This is a genomic window from Curtobacterium sp. 8I-2 (assembly GCF_902506155.1).
GTDB classification, from domain to species: Bacteria; Actinomycetota; Actinomycetes; order Actinomycetales; family Microbacteriaceae; genus Curtobacterium; species Curtobacterium poinsettiae.
In genome coordinates this window covers 1,789,842-1,807,948 of sequence record NZ_LR732827.1, presented here as the reverse complement: position 1 = coordinate 1,807,948, position 18,107 = coordinate 1,789,842, and the positions used below count along the sequence as shown (strand labels likewise).

Here is an 18,107-nt window from a genome sequence, read left to right as displayed (position 1 = left end):
TGCTATCGCACGCTGAACGGGTAACGTCACTACTACACGAACATCGCCTAATCACGCTGAGCCCAAGTCGAACCTCAACAGCGAGCTCGCCTGCTCTACCTTTTCTTCAACTGCCACCAGAAAGCTCAGTGAGCTTCGCGTTTATTGCTTCACGTGCGCGTGCGTGATCCGAGCCACTTTGCCAGTCAGTATCCAAAGGGCCGCCGTAACCGGGTGGAGAGACCATCTGGTCGAGCAAAGCGGAAGCTTCTCGCCCAGCGAGGAAACGCAACGTTTCGGCGAGTGAACTGACGTTCTCCCACGCAACTGTCACCTCGATTCTTCGAATCGTACTGCCATCGCCTGCGGTGACTATCTGCTCCTGCGGTGGCGGCACCGTGAAGAAAGGGGAAAGAATTGGGCTTTTTTGTGCAAGTTCGGCCGCTTCCTGATGAGAACGTACCAGCAAAGCGAGCGCCTCCTCAACTAGAACGATGTTCAAATACTTGTCAGCATCGGCCCACGAGTCGAAGTCACGATCCATCGATGGATGCCCCGCCCACTTGTTACGCACGTGCCGGATGTATCTTAGGGGGGTCACTGAATTGGCGTTGGTAGCATGCAACAAGTCATTCACGAAATCCAGTTCAGGGACTGCGTCTGGATCCGTTGAGCTTGAGAGTACTTGTTTCATGGAAACGAGCACGGATTGTAACGAAGCACCCCTAGTTAGACTTGTAGTGTCGTTTACACCAGCGACTTCGATTACAGCGAGCTTCCATAGGCGCGACCGCATCTCATCAACGGTTTGCTCCACAACCCGGTTCGTCCATCCGTCAAAGCCCTCGAGATTTTCAGAGAACCGCTTTGCAAGGTAGAACCCATGAACGGCGTCAAGTACGGCGAGCTGCTGGGCACGTTCTGCGCGGACCCAAAGAGCACGCTGGGCTACAAGGGCTTCAAGCTGCGCGTTCGGCATCGGGCCGCCAGACACCTGAAGCAACGCTTCCGATCCATACTCGGACGCAAACGGAGGAATCTTCATGCGGCCAGCCTACTGCTCATGCTTCAGTGGGCGTGAACAAGCCACCGTCAAGCGGACTTCAGTCCGCGCCTTCTAGTGACATGGGTGGTGGTCTGTGCCGCCCTTGGGGAGCAGGCCGAGCAATGGAACGGAACCGACGGAAGCATCTCCGGAAGATCCACCTTCGAAGCAAGGACCTTCACCATCAGCGAACACGAGCCGCCCGCCATACCGCCGCCTGAATCGAGCACGACCTCGATATGAGCGCGGATCGCGTCGATGCGGTCACGAGGGTGTCTAAGTGTCGCGCGGAGCCGACCCCTTCATCTCCATCCCACCACCAGCCGCCGACGGCGGACACAGCGATCCAGCATTCACGGCAGCGACATTCGACGCCAATTTTGCGACGGGTGTTCCTCAACAGACCGAAGATGCGACACTTTCGTGACTCGCCGCAGGTGACCCGACGGGCGAGCAGGCAATTTGGTATCAAGAGACCGTGAACCATTCTAACTTTGATTGGCGAGAGGCTTTCCGCGATGCTGAAGCCCTCCCCGACCATGCTTCGCGCGCGCAAAAAGCAGACCGCGGCCGGCAGTTCGAAAGGATCCTTCGTGCCATGTTTGCAGACGCCGGCCTGGAACCAAGGCTGTCCTACCGCCCCAAGGGTGAGGAAATTGACGGGGCAATCTGGTTCGAGGGTCGCACCATCCTCATTGAGGCGAAGTGGACGCAGGGCTTCCATCCAGCTTCTAGCATCTATCAGTTCAAGGGAAAAGTCGACGGGAAGCTTTCAGGCACGCTCGGCCTATTCATCAGCATGAACGGGTTCAGCCCGGACTCGGTCGATGCCCTCGTAGCAGGGAAGGAGTTGAACCTAATACTCGCAGATGGTGACGACATTCGCACCCTTGCAAATACAACACTGACGGCCTCCGAAGCTTTGCGAAGGAAACTCCGCGAAGCGGGAGAGTACGGAAATCCTTCGTTCCCATTGAGTAGCATCGTGCATGACTCGCCGGCACTTCCTGGAGGGCGAATCGTAATCACCGAGGGCCAGGCGGATGTTCTCTACCTTCAGTCCGTCCAGACGCTCCTCGGCACATCCGCGACGCCGCGGATTGTATCGGCCGGTGGGCCTTCCGCTATGCCTTCCTTGGTTCAAAGCCTACTCACCGTGGGAGAAACGCCCTCAATCGTTCTCGTGATTGACCAGGACCTAGAAAGTTCGCCGCTACATGAAGCGTTGCGGTCACTCCAGACCGAAGCTGAGTCTCGCGGTACCGCTATCGAACTGATCTGGGTTGAGCCAGAGCTGGAAGTTGCTCTGGGACTGTCCAGTCCAGACGTCCCCTGGGAGGCCCGAAAATGGCTCCGGCAGTCATCACCGGATGAGGTTATTCGAAGACTGCGGACCACGGATGTCCCTAGCCTTGCCAGAAGTAACGATTCTCTGCGCCAGCTGCTTCGGGCCCTGGGCGTCAACACTGCAGCATAAACGCGAGGCCTACCCAGTTCTCACCCCTAATCGCCGCTGTTCTAGAGGGAAGCATCGTCGTATCGCATTGGACCGGGCGAAATTCACGATCCGCGCTTCGGGCGAAACCGCACGTGCCCGACAAAGTGCAACTCTAGCGCCGTCAATGGCAGCGGGAAGCAGTGTTCAGCTGGGTTACTTCTGGCCGCGAGCACGACCGCGGAGTGGGGGTCGTGCAGCCGACCTCCCCCTTGCCTCGAGCTGCCTCAGTAGCACAGTCAGCGCCACGGACGATTCCACGCCCGAGTCAGGGCGTCGTGACGGATAAACTCGTACCGAGTGCTGAAACCTGCTCCTGACACTCGCCTAAAGACGAAGTCGGTATACCCACCGTTACGCACTGAAACACCGCCAACTTCGAACATTTGCTTGAGCAGCTTCTTGATATCCGCCATCGACTCAGGCATCGAGGCGCCGCTAGTGAGCGCAGCATCTGCGCTTCCCTTTGCGGTCGACCAACTCGTCAGTTCCATCGCTGATAACGCTCAATATGGATTCGAACCCGAATCTCACGGCTTCGAGCCTGCGTCTTCATGAGGTGAGCAATGTGATCGGCACGGTCGCAGCTCCGCCTCCAGGATTCGAACCCGGACCTAACGGCACCAAAGGCCGTCGTGCTGCCATTACACCAAGGCGGAACGCACCCGAAGGTGCTCCTCCATCTTCCCACGACCCACGAGGCTGGCTGTCCGCTCCGGGTTCGGCCAAGATGGAGGGATGCCGCATGAGGACGAGGTCGATCGCATCGTCGCGGCGTGGGGTCGTGAGCGTGCCGACCTCGACTTCGGCCCGCTCGAGGTGCTGTCCCGCGTGGACCGGCTCGCCCGGCACCTGGACCGCGCCCGGCGGACCGCGTTCGACGCGAGCGACATGGAGCCGTGGGAGTTCGACGTCCTGTCGGCCCTGCGGCGGGCGGGTGAGCCGTATGAACTGAGCCCGAAGACCCTGCTGCAGCAGACCCTGGTGTCGAGCGGCACGATGACGAACCGGGTGGACCGTCTGGCGGCACGGGGGTTCGTGGGCCGACGGACCGACCCGAAGGACGGCCGCGGCATCCTCGTCTCGCTGACGAGCCAGGGCCGGGTGGCGGTGGACGCGGCGATCGCAGACCTGCTGGCCGCCGAGCGCGACATCCTGTCCGGGGTCTCCGCCGACGAGCAGGGTCAGTTGGCCGGGCTGCTCCGCCGACTCATCCTGGGTCTCGGGGACTGACCGAAAGCGGGACGCGGGCCGAGCGGACCCGGCGTAGCGTGCGGCGCATGCACGCGATCACCCTCGCCGTCGCCGACGTTGCACGATCGGCCGAGTTCTACCGCGCGCTGCTCGGCATCGAGGGCAGTGGCGTCATCGGTACCGAGTACCCCGCCACCGAGACGCAGGCCGGCGGCACCACGGCGATGTTCACCCTCGACGACGGGCTGATCGTCAGCGTCTACGGCCGAGACGACATGACGAAGGACTCCGGTGTCCAGCTGGCCACGGCACCGAGCAGCACGATCGGCCACTTCACGAGCAGTCAGGCCGAGGCCGAGGCGTTCCTCGAGCGGGCGCAGGCAGCCGGCGCCACGATGCTCGAGCCGCCGTACACGCGACCGTGGGGCATGTGGTCTGGCTTCTTCCAGGACCCGGACGGGCACCTGTGGGAGGTCGTGGCGAACCCCGGCGGTGGGGCGCCCGAGGACGCGACACCGACGGACGCAAGCCAGGACGCGGTCGACCCCGCGTCCGTCGAGTAGCCCGGCTCAGACCCCGAGCAGCTCCGCGACCTCGAGCCAGCGCTCCTCGAGCTGCTCGACCTCGGCCTCGAGCGCACCGAGCTTCGACTGCAGTTCGCCGAGCCCGGCGTAGTCGGACTGGTCGTGCGTCGCGAACTGGTCGAGCAGCTTCTTGCGGTCCGCGCCGACCTTCGCGATCTTCCGGTCGAGCGCCGACATCTCCTTCTCGGCCGTTCGCCGGTCCGCGCCCGACAGGGCGGACGCACCAGCGGCAGTGGACCCGGCCACGGCACCGGCCGAACCGGTCCCGCCGACGGTGTCGGGCCTCCCGGCAGACGCGGCGGCAGCCGCAGAGGCGGTCCCGCCACCGGTGCCGGCCTCGCGCAGACGCATGTACTCGTCGACGCCGCCGGGCAGGTGGCGCAGGTGCCCGCCGAGCACGGCGTACTGCTGGTCGGTGACGCGCTCGAGCAGATACCGGTCGTGGCTGACGACCAGCAGGGTGCCGGGCCAGGTGTCGAGCAGGTCCTCCATGGCGGCGAGCATGTCGGTGTCGAGGTCGTTCGTGGGCTCGTCGAGGATGAGCACGTTCGGCTCGTCGAGCAGGATGAGCATGAGCTGCAAGCGCCGCTTCTGCCCACCGGACAGGTCCTTGACGGGCGTGGAGAGCTGCTCCGAGGTGAAGCCGAGCCGCTCGAGCAGCTGCGACGGCGTCATCTCCTTGCCGTCGGCGACGTAGCTCGTCTTCTTGCGGGCCACGACCTCGCGCACGCGATCGTCGGCGAACTGCTGCAGGTCGGCGAGCTGCTGGTCGAGCACCGCGACCTGCACCGTCTTGCCGGTCTTCACCCGCCCGCTCGTCGGCTGCAGCCGACCGGAGACCAGGTTGAGCAGCGTCGACTTGCCGGCGCCGTTCGGGCCGAGGATGCCGGTCCGCTCCCCCGGAGCGATGCGCCACTCGATGCGATCGAGGATCTGCGTGCCGTCGAACGAGACGCTCACGTCGAGCAGGTCGACGACGTCCTTGCCGAGGCGCGCGGTCGCGGTGCGGGACAGGGCGACGGTGTCGCGGATCGGCGGGACGTCGTCGATCAGGGCGTTCGCCGCGTCGATGCGGAACTTCGGCTTGCTCGTGCGGGCCGGGGCGCCGCGGCGGAGCCACGCGAGCTCCTTGCGGGCCAGGTTCTGGCGACGCTGCTCGATCGTGGCGGCCTGCCGGTCACGCTCGACGCGCTGCAGGATGTACGCGGCGTAGCCGCCTTCGAAGGGGTCGACGACGCCGTCGTGGACCTCCCACGTGTCGGTCGACACGGCGTCGAGGAACCACCGGTCGTGCGTCACGACGACCATGCCGCCCTGGTTCGACGACCAGCGGCGGTTGATGTGCCCGGCGAGCCATTCGATGCCCTCGACGTCCAAGTGGTTCGTCGGCTCGTCCAGGAACAACACGTCCCAGTCGCCGACCAGCAGCCGCGCGAGTGCCACCCGGCGACGCTGCCCGCCGGACAGCTCGTCGACGCTGACGTCCCACGGGATGTCCGAGACCAGACCACCGATGATGTCGCGGATCTTCGGGTCACCGGCCCACTCGTGCTCCTCGAGGTCGCCGACGACGGTGCTGCCGACGGTCGCACCCTCGGGCAGGATGTCGCGCTGGTCCAGGTAGCCGATGGTCAGCCCGCGGCGGTGCGTGACGCGGCCGCCGTCCGGCTCGAGGCGCTGGGACAGCAGTGCGAGGAGGGTCGACTTGCCGTCGCCGTTCCGGCCGACGACGCCGATCCGGTCACCCTCGTCGATGCCGAGGGTGACGTTGTCGAAGACGACCTTGGTGGGGAACTCGAGATGCAGGTTCTCGGCGCCGAGGAGATGTGCCACGCGTCAAGGGTAGGTGGCGCAGCGGGGTGGTGGGTGCGGGGCGGCGGTTGGACCGGTTGGTTGGGGCCGACTCGTCGCTCGGTGCGCGCGTGTTCGACTGGTGCGAGGTTGCCCGCTCGGTGCGAGCTTGTAGCGGCGCACGGGGCGCGCAACCTCGCACCAGTCGACGGACCCCCGCACGGTGCGGCGGCGCGTCGGCCTCGAGGCCCGGGTCAGCTCGCGGGGGCGGTGTCGCCCTCGCCCGCGGCTTCCTTCGCACGCTTCAGGCGGGCCTGCGCCTCCCAGTACTCGATCTCGCGCTCGAGCTCTGCGAGCTCCTGCTCGGTGCCGGTCACGCGCTTCGTGCCGTGGGCACTGCGGGCGTCGCCGAGGGTTGCGTAGCGGTCCTCGTGGCGGGTCGGCTCGATGTAGCGACCGTGGTTCCGTTCGCCCGGAGCCCAGTCGTGGCCGATGGCGAACCAGACGATGCTGCCGACGACGGGGACCAGGATCACGAGGATCACCCACGCGATCTTCGGAAGGCCGCGGATCTGGTCATCCGTCTTCGTCAGGATGTCGATCAGGGCGAAGACCAGCAGGATGACGGTGATCCCGGGCAGCAAGACGCTCATGTTCGCGATTCTATGGATCCGCTTGGAGTCTCACCATTCCCCGAACGAGCGTCGTGGTTGCGAAGGTGCACAGGGTCAGCGTCGAGGTACCGGCGTGCGAGCACCGCGGACCGTGCCGTCCATGCGAACTGCCCCGCGGCGGCGATGCCACCCGCCAGGTAGACGGGCCAGAACGTGACGCCGGAGAACGCGAACGCCGCCCACACGGCGACGAGTCCCACGGTCAGCTGGAGGCCGGTGCCGTCGGCCAGTTCGACGGCTCGAGCCCGCACGATCATCAACCGGTCGGCGGGGACAGCGCGCCGCCCGGTTGCAGCCGCGGTCACCGCGCGCTGTTCGCGTTGCTGCAACGGCGCGAGCACCGGCGCAGGACGAGCTGCCACCCCGTTCCGTCTCCGGCGGATGCCGACCTGCACGGCCTCACTGATACCGGCCACGAAACCCAGTGCGGCGACCGCCGCCGAGAGTGCGAAGCGCGCGCCGGAGCCGGTGGGCAGGACGGTCGCCCCGACGCCGAGCACCACCAACACCAGCACGGTCGCCAGGACGAACCAACGGACCTGCAGGACAGCACCCGGGGACTTCGCCGAGACGGCGCGAGCGCGTTCTTCGGACTCGACCCACCGGCGTTCCACCGCTGTCAGTCCGGCGTTCGGCCGTTCGGCAGATGTCACAGCGCCGCGACCCACTCGTCCGTCCCGTCGGTGAACCGCTGGTGCTTCCAGATCGGCACCCGCTCCTTCACCAGGTCGACCAGGGCACCGCACGCCGCGAACGCCTGCGCCCGGTGCGACGACGACACCGCTGCGGCGAGCGCGACGTCCCCGATGCCGAGCGCCCCGACCCGGTGCAGGACGGCGATCCGGACGTCGGGGTTGTCCTCGGCGATGGTCCGGGCGACCGCGGTGATGACCTCGTCGGCACTGGGGTGCCGCTCGTAGTCGAGTGCGGTGACGCCCTTGCCACCGTCGTGGTCTCGGACGATGCCGGCGAAGGTCACCACGGCGCCGTCCTGCTCGGTGGCCACCACGGCTGCGACCTCGTCGACGCTGATGTCGCGGTCGACGACGTCGGCGAGCATGACCCGTGCGGCGGACTCGGTGGTGCTCACGAGGCGCTCCGCGGGGCGTGGCCTTCGCCGTGCACCTGGGCGACCACGTGGTCGAGTACTCCGTCGAGCACGGCGAGCCCGTCGGACACCCCACCGCGCGATCCGGGCAGGGTGACGAGCAGGCAGCCGGCGTTCGTGACCCCGGCGACCCCGCGGGTGAGCAGCGCGGTCGGGCCGGCACCCGTGAGCCCGCGTCGACGGATCTCCTCGGTGATGCCGGGCAGTTCGAGGTCGATCAGGCTCGCCACGGCCTCGGGGGTCCGGTCGGTGGGGGTGACCCCGGTGCCGCCGGTGGTGATGACGACCCGGGCGTCGGCCAGGAGTTCGGCGGTGACGGTCTCGGTGATCGCGCCGCCGTCGGGGACGATGATCGGTTCGCTCGTGGTGAACCCGTGCTCGCGCAGCCAGTCGGCGATGACGGGTCCGGTGCGGTCGAGTTCGGGGTCGGCGGCGGCCTGCGTGGACACCACGACGACGGCGGCCCGGCCCCTGGTCGGCTCGGCGGTCATCGGTTGCTCCAGTCCCCGGAGCGTCCGCCGTGCTTCTCGAGCACGCGCACGTCCGTGATCACGGCCGCTCGGTCGACGGCCTTCACCATGTCGTACACCGTCAGCGCGGCGACGCTCGCCCCAGTCAGGGCCTCCATCTCGACGCCGGTGCGGGAGGTCGTTCGGACCGACACCTCGATCAGCACGCGGTCGTCGGAGCCGGTGATGTCGACCTGCACGCCGGCGATGGGCAGCGGGTGGCACAGCGGGATGAGGTCGGAGGTCTTCTTCACCGCCATGATCGCCGCGATGCGGGCGGTGCCGACGACCTCGCCCTTGGGCAGCGAGCCGTCGAGGATGCGTGCGACGACGTCTGGGCGGGTGACGACGGTGGCGGTGGCGGTGGCCGATCGGTCGGTGACGTCCTTCGCGGAGACGTCGACCATGTGCGCACTGCCGTCGGCGCGGACGTGCGACAGGTCGTCGGACTCGGCGTCGGCCTGGGCTCGGGACGAGCCGGGGTCGGACAGGGACTGCTCGGTCATCGGAGGCTCCAGACGGTCAGGGGGTCGCCGACCTCGACGGTGTCGACGCCGACGGGGACGTGCACCAGGTGGGTGGCGGCGGCGTAGTGGACGAGCAGGTGTGAACTCGGCCCACCGACGAAGTGCACGGCCCCGTCCTGCACCCGGCCGCGACGGACCTGGTGCTTGCCTGCGGGTGACCCGGCAGCGGACGCTGCGGGCAGGACCTGCGTGGGCCGGTCCGCCGTGAGCCCGACGGCCGCGGCGAGCAGGGGGCGCAGGAACACCTCGAACGAGACGAGCGCCGACACCGGGTTGCCGGGGAAGGACACGACCGGAACGGCACGACCAGCAAGAGCGTCGACGCCCCCGCCCGCACCGAACACGACGCTGCCGAACGCCTGCGGCCCACCGGGCTGCATCGCGACCGGCGTCACCGCGAGCCCGCGGGGTTCGAGCGCCTGTCGCACGACCTCGTACGCCCCGGCGCTGATGCCCCCGGTGGTCAGCACGAGGTCGGCCCAGTCCCCCACGGCCGCATCGAGTGCCTGGTCGAAGGCAGCGACGTGGTCGGGCACCCGGACGGCCCGGGAGTCCGCTCCGACCTGGGCCAGGGCGGCCCGCAGCGCGATGCCGTTCGCGTCACCGATGGTCGCCGCGTCGGCATCGGCACCCTGCAGCTCGGACCCGGTCGACACGACGAGGACCCGCAGCGCTCTGCGAACCGAGACGGTCGTCACCCCGGCAGCAGCCAGTGCCCCGAGCAACGCCGGCGTGATCGGAGAACCGGCCGGAGCCAGCTCGGCGCCGGCGGGCAGATCGCTGCCGGTGCCCCGCACGAAGGTGCCGGCGGTCAGGTCGGCGGGCACCGTCACCCGGGGCAGCTCGAGCGCCGCCGGGAACGCGCCGGGCTCGATCGCCTCGACCGGGAACACCGCGTCGGCACCGGTCGGGATCCGCGCTCCGGTCATGATCGGCGCGGCCGTGCCGGGTTCGAGCGGCTCGGGCACCACGCCGGCCGGGATCGGGGCGACGACCCGGACCTGCTGCCCGGCGTCGGCGACCCGCACGGCGAACCCGTCCATCTGACTGTTGTCGAACGGCGGCAGCGGAACGGGCGACTGGACGGCCGCCGCGAGCACGCGGTGTGCGAACCCAGCACCCGCACCGGCGCCCGCGCCCGCACCGGCAAGTTCGTCGAGCGGCAGTTCTTCTGCTCCGAGGCCCGCCACCACCGGCGCGAGCAACGCCGCCAGGTCGTCGCGGTGCTGACCGATCGTTCGCACAGGTGCCTCCGAACAGGGGTTGGTGGCGCCGCTCCCGGTTCGCCCGGTGGCGCCGTCAGTAGCGTATCCAGCGCGCAGCCCGCGCCGACGACCAACCGGAGGACCTGTGGAGAACGACGAAGCCGTGACGATCGGTGTCATCGGAGGCTCCGGCCTCTACCAGCTGTTCGAGGAGGGCACCGCCGACGAGCTCGACGTCCCGACCCCGTTCGGCCCGACCTCGAGCCCGATCAGCATCGGCACGATGTCCGGACGACGGGTCGCCTTCCTGACCCGCCACGGCCGTGAGCACTCCGTCGCCCCGCACCGCATCAACCACCGTGCGAACGTCTGGGCGCTCCGCTCGCTCGGCGTCCGCGCGATCGTGTCCTCGAGCGCCGTCGGCGGCCTGCACCCCGACTACGCCCCGGGCACCTTCGTCGTGACCGACCAGCTCATCGACCGCACCTGGGGCCGCGCCGACACGTTCTTCGAGGACGACGTGCAGCACCTGTCCTTCGCGGACCCGTTCGACCCGACGCTCCGCCGTGCGGCTATCGACGCCGTCGCCGGACTCGACGTGCCGTTCCGCCCGACCGGCACGTGCGTCGTGATCCAGGGTCCCCGGTTCTCCACCCGCGCCGAGTCCGTCTGGCTCCGCCAGGCCGGCGGCCACACCATCAACATGACGATGACGCCCGAGGTGCCGCTCGCCGCAGAACTCGGCATCGCGACCGTGAACCTGTCGTTCGTGACCGACGCGGACGCCGGCCTGGCCCCGACCGAGGACGAAGCCGCAGCCGACGCGGCAGCTGCAGCCGACGCGGCAGCCGCAGCCAGCGGCTCCGACGTCGACGACGCCGGAGCCGTCGTCACCCACGCCCTCGTCATGGAACGCCTCGCCCGCGCCAACGAGGTCATCGTCCGCGCCATCGGTCAGATCGTCGCCGCGATCCCCGACGACTTCACCCCGCGTGAACTCGTCCCCACCAGCGCGAGCGCCAGCATCATGCAGACCCAGCCCACGGGTGCGACACCCACGCAGGCCCAGCCCGCCGCCACCGCCACCACAGGCGCGACCGCATGAGCCGCCTCCTCGTCACCGGCGGCGCCGGCTTCATCGGCTCCGCGATCGTCCGTCGTGCCCTGGCCGACGGCCACGAGGTCCGCGTCCTCGACTCCCTGCGCGACGACGTGCACGGCGACCCCGCCGAGGTCATCCGCGCCCACCAGCAGCAGGGCATCGTGTTCGTGCACGGCGACGTCCGCGACCGGATCGCACTCGACGCTGCACTCGACGGCATCGACGTCGTGTGCCACCAGGCCGCCAAGGTCGGCCTCGGCGTGGACTTCCAGGACGCCCCCGACTACGTCTCGTCGAACGACGCCGGCACCGCCCACGTCCTCGCCGGCATGGACCGGCACGACATCGGCCGGCTCGTCGTCGCCAGCTCGATGGTCGTCTACGGCGAGGGTGCGTACACCACCGCGTCCGGCGAACCCACCCGTCCGCCGGCCCGCCGCCGCGAGGACCTCGACGCCGGCCGCTTCGACCCGATCGGGCCCGACGCTCAGCCCCTGCTGCCCGGCCTGATCGACGAGTCCGCCGCGCTCGACCCCCGCAACGTGTACGCGCAGACGAAGGTCGCGCAGGAGCACCTCGCCTCGAGCTGGGCGCGTGCCACGGGCGGCCGCGCGATCGCGCTCCGGTACCACAACGTCTACGGACCGGGCATGCCAGCGAACACCCCCTACGCCGGTGTCGCGTCCCTGTTCCGCTCGGCGCTGGCCCGCGGCGAGGCCCCCCGGGTCTTCGAGGACGGCGCCCAGCGACGCGACTTCGTGCACGTCGACGACGTCGCCGGCGCGAACGCCGCCTCGATCGCGGCGACCGCCGACCTGCCGTCGGACACCTTCCGCGCGTACAACGTCGGCTCGGGCACCGTGCACACCATCGGCGACATGGCCGCGGCGATCGCCGGACCCGACGGCCCGCAGCCGGTCGTCACCGGCGAGTACCGACTGGGCGACGTCCGCCACGTCACGGCGAGTTCGGCACGCATCGCCGCCGAGCTCGGCTGGCACGCCGAGGTGGACTTCGAAGCAGGCATGCGCGAGTTCGCGACGGCTCCGCTCCGCAGCGCCGTCCGCTAGCCGGAACACGCGAGCGGGTCGCGCGCCGCGAGCGGCGCCTGAGAGCGCGAGCAGCCGTCGGACGGGAGGCCCGTGGCGGCCCCGCCCCGCTCCTCCCGTCCGCAGTCCCCACCACCACGGCCACGCAGGACGCCGTCGTGTCGGCAACACGCCCCCTGGCGCGCGAGACGCCGCCGCATTCGGCGGCGTCTCGACGACACGACGGCGTCTTCCGGCACCCGCACCCGCGACACGAACGCACCCTGTCCCCCGTACTGGGGACCCGGCCGGCACCGAACGCGCGGAACGACCAGGACCCGGCAGTTTCCTGTACCCCGCGGCGCATCGTCGTGTTGTGTCGAGGACATGCCAGGACAGACCCGTCGATCCGACCGACCGCACCGAATGACGGACATGACTGTCGACGTGATCCTGCCGTGCCTCGACGAGGCGGACGCCCTGCCGAAGGTCATCGCACGACTCCCCACGGGCTACCGGGCCATCGTCGTCGACAACGGATCGACAGACGGATCGGCCGACGTCGCCCGCGCCCACGGGGCCCTCGTCGTGACCGAACCCGTCAAGGGGTTCGGTTCGGCCTGCGCCGCCGGCGTCGCCGCGGCGACCGCCGACTTCGTCGCGTTCTGCGACGCCGACGCCTCGATGGACCCCGCCGAACTCCCGCCCCTGGTCGACCGCGTGGCCAGCGGCCGCGTCGACCTGGCACTCGGCCGCCGCGTCCCGACGGGCCGCGGTGCGTGGGCTCCGCACGCACGCTTCGCGAACCGCGTCCTCGCCGTCCTCATGCACCGCGCGACCGGTTACCGCCTGCGCGACCTCGGCCCGATGCGCGTGATGCGCCGCGAGGACCTCGTCTCCCTCGACCTGCGCGACCGTCGCAGCGGCTACCCGCTCGAGATGGTCCTGGCCGCCCACGCGGCCGGCTGGCGCGTCGACGAGTCCGACATCGGGTACGCGCAGCGCATCGGCGACAGCAAGGTGACCGGCACGCTCCGCGGCACCGTCAACGCGGTGCGGGACATGTCCCGCCTGCTCCGTGCGTACCGCCGGGAGGCCCGTGTCCGGGTCGTCGCACCGGGACCGCTCCGGCAGGCGGCCGAGTCCGCCCCCGTGGCCGAGGAGGCCCGCTCGTGACCGCCGCCGACGCCCACGGCACCGACGCTGCGCGCGCCGACGTGACCGTCGCCGTCGTGGCGAAGGAGTGCCTGCCCGGCAAGGTGAAGACCCGGCTGACCCCGGCGCTCTCCCCCGAGGGCGCCGCACGTGTCGCGTCCGCGAGCCTCGGCGACACGCTGGCGACCGTCCGGGCCCTGCCCGCGGCGCGTCGTGTCCTGTTCTTCGACGGCGACGTCGTGCCGGCGTCGGCCGACGGCTTCGAGGTGCTGCACCAGCCCGGTGGCGGTCTGGACGAGCGCCTCGGGTTCCTCTTCGACGCCGTCGACGGCCCGCTGCTGCTCGTCGGCATGGACACCCCGCAGGTGTCCACCGCGGACCTCGCGCCCGTGTTCGACGATGCTGCCCGCGATGCCTGGTTCGGCCCGGCCGAGGACGGCGGCTTCTGGTCGCTGTACCTGCGACAGCCCACCGGCGACCTGCTGCGCGGCGTGCCGATGTCGCGCGACGACACCGGAGCCGTGCAGCTGGCACGACTGACCGACGCCGGCCTCGACGTGGGCGTGCTCGGCGAGCTGCTCGACGTCGACACCATGCCGGACGCCGAGCGGGTCGCCGACCTCGCACCCGACTCCGACTTCACCCGGGCACTCCGTGCCGAGACCGTGGGGAGCACCCGATGACCATGCACGCACCCGTCTCGTTCGGTGCCGGCGGCGGCGAGCCGTACGCCCGTGCCCTGCGCACCGACGGCCACCTGCGCCTCACCGACGCCGACCGTCCCGACGCCGTCACCACGATGGACGTCGGCCGCTGGAGCGCCGCCGCCGACCGCGTCGACCGCTCGCTGCTCGACGACGTCGACGGCGGGGTCATCGACATCGGCTGCGGTCCGGGCCGGATGCTCGTCGCCGCACGGTCCCGGGGCATCCCGGCGCTCGGCGTGGACGTCTCCGCCGAGGCCGTCGCCATAGCGCAGCGCTCCGGCGGCACCGCCCTGCAGGGCTCCGTGTTCGACGCCGTACCCGACGAGGGCCACTGGGACACCGCGCTCGTGATCGACGGCAACATCGGCATCGGGGGCGACCCCACGGCCCTGCTCGCCCGTTGCCGTGCGATCGTGCGCGCCGGCGGCCGGGTCATCGTCGAGACGAACCCCGAGGTCGCGGCCGACCGCGTGTACACCGCCCGGGTGGTCGACGCCGACGGCAACGAGAGCGCCGGGTTCCCGTGGGCCGAGGTCGGGCTCGACGCCCTGCACCGGCACGCAGCCGAAGCCGGACTGGTCGCGCGGCAGAGCTGGACGGCCGAGGGCCGGAACTTCTGCGAGCTGCTCGCCTGACCGGACCGTGGCACGATCGACCGTGACATCCGTCACGGTCGATCGTGACACCGGGGCACATCCGCTCCGCGCCCCGCGCCGTTTGACTGATCGGACCCGCCGTGCTGACCCCGCGCGGCCCGATCGAGACGAGCTCCGTGCGGAAGTCCCTACGCATCACCCTGATCACCCTCGGCGCACTGGTGGCGGTCCCGGTCCTCGCCCTGGCGACGACGACGGTCGTCAACGTCGTCGCGACCCACGTCGAGGCATCCGAGATCGACGACTACGGCGAGCGCGTGCCCGTCGACGGCAAGCAGATGAACGTCGTCGTCCGCGGCGCCGGCACCACGTCCGACACGGGGACGATCGTGCTCCTGCCGGGGCTCGGCACCGCCGCCCCCGGGCTCGACTTCGGGCCGCTCATCGACCAGCTCGCCCGCTCGCACCGGGTCGTCGCCGTCGAACCCTTCGGCACCGGGCTGAGCGACCAGACCGACGTCCCGCGGACCGCGGCGAACATCACCCGCGAGGTCCACGAGGCCCTGCAGCACCTGCACGTCCACCGGTACGTGCTGATGGGCCACTCGGTCGCGGGCATCTACGCCCTGCCCTACACGGAGCGGTACCGCGACGAGGTGACCGCCTTCGTCGGCATCGACAGCAGTGTGCCGCGGCAGTCGAGCTGGGACGAGCCGATCCCGACCGGCACGATCGTCGCCCTCGATCGGCTCGGCCTGCTGCGCGCACTCGGCGGAGCGTCGTCGGACACGTACGGCGACGCCTACGACGACGGGACGAAGCGCCAGATGCAGCTGCTCTCGGCGAAGAACGGTGCCGCCCCGACGATCATCGACGAGATGCGGCACGCGCCGGAGAACTTCCGGTCCGTCGAGGACTCGCGGTTCCCCACCGACCTGCCGGTGCTGTTGTTCGTGCGGACCAACGACGACGACGTGCCGAACTGGGTCCGGCTGCACGAACGTCAGGCCGCGAGCGTGGAACACGGCCGGGTCATCGGACTGGTCGGCGACCACTACCTGCACCACACACTGTCGGAACGGATCGCCAGGGACACCGACGCGACCCTCGCTACCCTGGGCGCGTGACGCAACCCGGGCAGGAGCGGCCCCGCGCCGAAGCCGACGTCCGGGTCGTCCGCTGGTCCTCGGTCGCGTCGCTGTGGCTCGTGGTGCTGGTGGGCGGCGGCGCGCAGGTCCTGATCGGCACAGACGGTCCGCCGACAGCGCGGACCCCCGTGCTCGTCGTGCTCACCGTCGCCGCGACGGTGGCGGCGCTCGCATCGATCCCGCTGCTGCTCCGTCCCGCCGGTGCGGCGTCTGCGCGGCACCCGGCAGTGCTCGCCCTGCTGGTGCTCGCGGTCGCCACGTGGGTGGTCTCGCTCGTCCCGTCGGCGACCGGCTCCGCGTGGTCGTTCACCCTGGCGATCGCGGGCGGCACGGTCGGCTGCCTGCTGCGGGGGTGGGCCCGGGTCACCGTGCTCGCCGGCACCGTCGTCCTGCTGGTCGGGGCAGCCGACGCCCGCGCCGAGCCCGCCGAACTCGTCCTGGTCGGGACCCTCGCGCTCTTCGCCCTGATGCCGCTCAGCGTCGTCTGGATCCACCGTGTCGTGCTCCGGCTCGAAGCCGCACGTCGCACCGCCTCCGACCTCGCCGTCGCCGAGGAACGACTCCGCTTCGCCACCGACCTGCACGACATCCAGGGCCACCACCTGCAGGTCATCGCGCTGAAGAGCGAGCTCGCCGAACGGCTGCTCGACGCCGACCCCGAGCGTGCCCGGGGTGAGCTGTCCGACATCCGGACCGTGGCGCGGGAAGCGCTCGAGGACACCCGGGCGCTCGTCGGCGGTTACCGCACCGCGACGGTGGCGGTCGAGGCCCGGAACGCCGCAGCTGTCCTGCGGTCGGCGGGGGTCGACTGCCGCGTGCGGCTCGAGACCGCCGGCATGCCCGACGCGGTCGGCGCCCTGTTCGCCGTCGCGATCCGCGAGGCCGCGACGAACACCATCCGGCACAGCCACGCCAGCACCGCGTCGATCGAGCTGCTGCGCGACGGCGACGCCTGGGCCCTCACGGTGGCGAACGACGCGCCGCGGTCGTCCGAACGGCCGGGCACGGGGACCGGGACCGGGACCGGGACGGGCATCGACGGGCTCCGGCAGCGCGTCACGCCACACGGTGGGACGGTCCACGTCGACCGGCGTGCGGACCGCTTCACCCTGGTGGTCCGCATCCCGGCCCCCGCACGAGCGGTGGTGTCCACGTGATCAGGATCGTGATCGCCGATGACGAGGAGCTCATCCGCGGCGCACTCGTCGCTCTGCTCGGCCTGGAACCCGACCTCGAGGTCGTCGCCGACGTCCCCGACGGTGCCGCAGCGGTGGCCGCAGCCCGGAGACACCTGCCGGACGTCGTCCTGCTCGACCTCGAGATGCCCGTCCTCGACGGCATCGAGGCCGCTCGTGCGCTGTCGGACACGATGCCCACGGTGATCGTCACCCGCCACGCGCGGCCGGGAACCCTCCGACGTGCCCTGTCCGCCGGGGTCCGCGGCTTCGTCCCGAAGTCCACGCCGGCCGCCCGGCTGGCCGAGATCATCCGCGACGTGGCGGCAGGCGAGCGGTACATCGACGCCGGTCTCGCGGCGGCTGCGCTCAGCGAGGACGAGAGCCCGCTCACGCCGCGCGAGGCCGACGTCCTGCGCTGCACCCACGACGGACTCGCGACGAAGCAGATCGCCCGGGAGCTCTCGCTCGCGCACGGCACGGTCCGCAACCACCTGTCGTCGGCGATCGCGAAGCTGCACGTCGACAACCGCCTCGCAGCGGCAGCCGCGGCCTGGGACCGAGGGTGGATCTGACCGATCCGCCCTTCTTTTGCATCATGCAAGACAAGTGGGTAGAGTGGTGGTCATCCAGCCGACGGCGTCGCGGTCGCCGGCTCGGTGACCCGCGGACCTCGGCACGACGACGAGGAGCACCCATGCAGAACCGTCAGAACCCCCTGGGCGGCGCCTACGTGACCGGCCTCGAGTCCCGCGCCGAGCTCGGCGCCTTCACCGGCGACGCGACCCGCAGCCCCGTCGGCAGCTACACCGGCACCGGCATCGGCCGCGCACTCGGCCGCTTCGTCGACACGCAGTTCCGCCGTCCCGGCACCGCGACGTCCTCGTCGCGCACCGTGACCGGCTCGTTCCGCACGGCGACGGGTTCGTTCCGCACCGCCTGAGGCACCTGCCTCCACAGACTGCGAGCGGTCGTCCACCCCGGGGGTCCCCCCTCAACCCGGGTGGGGCGGCCGCTCGCTCGCGTCCTCGCCGGAGTCTCGCGCACTTCCCCCGAACGCGTCAGGGCCGCCGATGCCAGGATGG

General features: G+C 70.2%; 20 protein-coding genes, 1 tRNA gene and 1 pseudogene. 12 read left to right on the top strand and 10 right to left on the bottom strand.

Annotated elements, in window-relative coordinates; all coding sequences use genetic code 11:
* Positions 1–106: 106 nt before the first annotated feature.
* Positions 107–1,024: a hypothetical protein gene (locus BOSE127_RS12400; protein ID WP_159557422.1), complete on the bottom strand. Its 918-nt coding sequence runs from the start codon at positions 1,022–1,024 to the stop codon at positions 107–109.
* Positions 1,025–1,502: 478 nt separating this feature from the next.
* Here BOSE127_RS12400 and BOSE127_RS12395 point away from each other — a divergent pair, with 478 nt between their 5' ends.
* Entirely contained in the window at positions 1,503–2,501 is a 999-nt protein-coding gene (locus BOSE127_RS12395; protein ID WP_268892437.1) for a restriction endonuclease, read from the top strand.
* 605 nt (positions 2,502–3,106) lie between these two features.
* On the opposite strand, the gene BOSE127_RS12390 is transcribed toward BOSE127_RS12395, so the two are convergent.
* A tRNA-Gln gene (locus BOSE127_RS12390) sits at positions 3,107–3,178 on the bottom strand.
* Between the two features lie 79 nt (positions 3,179–3,257).
* On the opposite strand from BOSE127_RS12390, the gene BOSE127_RS12385 reads away from it, so the two are divergent.
* Together BOSE127_RS12385 and BOSE127_RS12380 are read left to right on the top strand one after the other, a co-directional pair.
* Positions 3,258–3,752, top strand: coding sequence for a MarR family winged helix-turn-helix transcriptional regulator (locus BOSE127_RS12385; RefSeq protein WP_017886164.1), 495 nt, complete (start codon positions 3,258–3,260; stop codon positions 3,750–3,752).
* Positions 3,753–3,799: 47 nt separating this feature from the next.
* Positions 3,800–4,276: a VOC family protein gene (locus BOSE127_RS12380; RefSeq protein ID WP_156463782.1), complete on the top strand. Its 477-nt coding sequence runs from the start codon at positions 3,800–3,802 to the stop codon at positions 4,274–4,276.
* Positions 4,277–4,282: 6 nt separating this feature from the next.
* Here BOSE127_RS12380 and BOSE127_RS12375 read toward each other — a convergent pair whose 3' ends face one another.
* The 8 genes and pseudogenes from BOSE127_RS12375 to BOSE127_RS12345 form a co-directional block, all read right to left on the bottom strand.
* Positions 4,283–5,674, bottom strand: coding sequence for an ABC-F family ATP-binding cassette domain-containing protein (locus BOSE127_RS12375; RefSeq protein WP_439099527.1), 1,392 nt, complete (start codon positions 5,672–5,674; stop codon positions 4,283–4,285).
* A pseudogene (locus tag BOSE127_RS17500) lies at positions 5,662–6,130 on the bottom strand (ATP-binding cassette domain-containing protein); the annotation flags it as partial. The pseudogene BOSE127_RS17500 and the gene BOSE127_RS12375, both read right to left, overlap by 13 nt.
* A gap of 212 nt (positions 6,131–6,342) precedes the next feature.
* On the bottom strand, positions 6,343–6,741 hold the full coding sequence (locus BOSE127_RS12370) for a PLDc N-terminal domain-containing protein (protein ID WP_017886167.1): 399 nt from the start codon (positions 6,739–6,741) through the stop codon (positions 6,343–6,345).
* Positions 6,738–7,376 (bottom strand): hypothetical protein, encoded by a 639-nt coding sequence (locus tag BOSE127_RS12365; RefSeq protein WP_159557418.1) that lies wholly within the window; start codon positions 7,374–7,376, stop codon positions 6,738–6,740. Before BOSE127_RS12365 ends, BOSE127_RS12370 begins: the two co-directional genes overlap by 4 nt.
* Before the next feature lie 35 nt (positions 7,377–7,411).
* Positions 7,412–7,852: a molybdenum cofactor biosynthesis protein MoaE gene (locus BOSE127_RS12360; RefSeq protein WP_017886169.1), complete on the bottom strand. Its 441-nt coding sequence runs from the start codon at positions 7,850–7,852 to the stop codon at positions 7,412–7,414.
* Positions 7,849–8,361: a MogA/MoaB family molybdenum cofactor biosynthesis protein gene (locus BOSE127_RS12355; protein ID WP_159557416.1), complete on the bottom strand. Its 513-nt coding sequence runs from the start codon at positions 8,359–8,361 to the stop codon at positions 7,849–7,851. Before BOSE127_RS12355 ends, BOSE127_RS12360 begins: the two co-directional genes overlap by 4 nt.
* The gene (gene moaC / locus BOSE127_RS12350) at positions 8,358–8,885 is read right to left on the bottom strand and encodes a cyclic pyranopterin monophosphate synthase MoaC (protein WP_194590307.1); all 528 of its coding nucleotides are present in this window, start codon (positions 8,883–8,885) and stop codon (positions 8,358–8,360) included. The genes BOSE127_RS12355 and moaC overlap by 4 nt, the downstream gene beginning before the upstream one ends.
* The gene (locus tag BOSE127_RS12345; protein ID WP_236559542.1) at positions 8,882–10,150 is read right to left on the bottom strand and encodes a molybdopterin molybdotransferase MoeA; all 1,269 of its coding nucleotides are present in this window, start codon (positions 10,148–10,150) and stop codon (positions 8,882–8,884) included. Before BOSE127_RS12345 ends, moaC begins: the two co-directional genes overlap by 4 nt.
* A 106-nt stretch (positions 10,151–10,256) precedes the next feature.
* On the opposite strand from BOSE127_RS12345, the gene BOSE127_RS12340 reads away from it, so the two are divergent.
* From BOSE127_RS12340 to BOSE127_RS12300, 9 genes are all read left to right on the top strand, one after another.
* Entirely contained in the window at positions 10,257–11,216 is a 960-nt protein-coding gene (locus tag BOSE127_RS12340) for an MTAP family purine nucleoside phosphorylase (RefSeq protein ID WP_159557412.1), read from the top strand.
* Positions 11,213–12,283 carry an NAD-dependent epimerase/dehydratase family protein gene (locus BOSE127_RS12335; RefSeq protein WP_017886174.1) on the top strand — a complete coding sequence of 357 codons (1,071 nt, stop codon included), beginning with the start codon at positions 11,213–11,215 and terminating at the stop codon, positions 12,281–12,283. Before BOSE127_RS12340 ends, BOSE127_RS12335 begins: the two co-directional genes overlap by 4 nt.
* Positions 12,284–12,667: 384 nt before the next feature.
* Positions 12,668–13,417 (top strand): glycosyltransferase family 2 protein, encoded by a 750-nt coding sequence (locus tag BOSE127_RS12330; RefSeq protein WP_017886175.1) that lies wholly within the window; start codon positions 12,668–12,670, stop codon positions 13,415–13,417.
* Positions 13,414–14,079, top strand: coding sequence for a TIGR04282 family arsenosugar biosynthesis glycosyltransferase (locus BOSE127_RS12325; RefSeq protein ID WP_159557410.1), 666 nt, complete (start codon positions 13,414–13,416; stop codon positions 14,077–14,079). The genes BOSE127_RS12330 and BOSE127_RS12325 overlap by 4 nt, the downstream gene beginning before the upstream one ends.
* Positions 14,076–14,738, top strand: a complete 663-nt coding sequence (locus tag BOSE127_RS12320) for a class I SAM-dependent methyltransferase (RefSeq protein ID WP_159557408.1) — start codon at positions 14,076–14,078, stop codon at positions 14,736–14,738. Before BOSE127_RS12325 ends, BOSE127_RS12320 begins: the two co-directional genes overlap by 4 nt.
* A gap of 101 nt (positions 14,739–14,839) precedes the next feature.
* Positions 14,840–15,826 carry an alpha/beta hydrolase gene (locus BOSE127_RS12315; protein ID WP_159557406.1) on the top strand — a complete coding sequence of 329 codons (987 nt, stop codon included), beginning with the start codon at positions 14,840–14,842 and terminating at the stop codon, positions 15,824–15,826.
* Positions 15,823–17,004, top strand: coding sequence for a sensor histidine kinase (locus BOSE127_RS12310; RefSeq protein ID WP_159557404.1), 1,182 nt, complete (start codon positions 15,823–15,825; stop codon positions 17,002–17,004). Before BOSE127_RS12315 ends, BOSE127_RS12310 begins: the two co-directional genes overlap by 4 nt.
* Positions 17,001–17,597 (top strand): response regulator transcription factor, encoded by a 597-nt coding sequence (locus BOSE127_RS12305; protein WP_071251545.1) that lies wholly within the window; start codon positions 17,001–17,003, stop codon positions 17,595–17,597. The genes BOSE127_RS12310 and BOSE127_RS12305 overlap by 4 nt, the downstream gene beginning before the upstream one ends.
* Before the next feature lie 122 nt (positions 17,598–17,719).
* Positions 17,720–17,965, top strand: coding sequence for a hypothetical protein (locus BOSE127_RS12300; protein WP_071251544.1), 246 nt, complete (start codon positions 17,720–17,722; stop codon positions 17,963–17,965).
* Positions 17,966–18,107 lie beyond the last annotated feature (142 nt).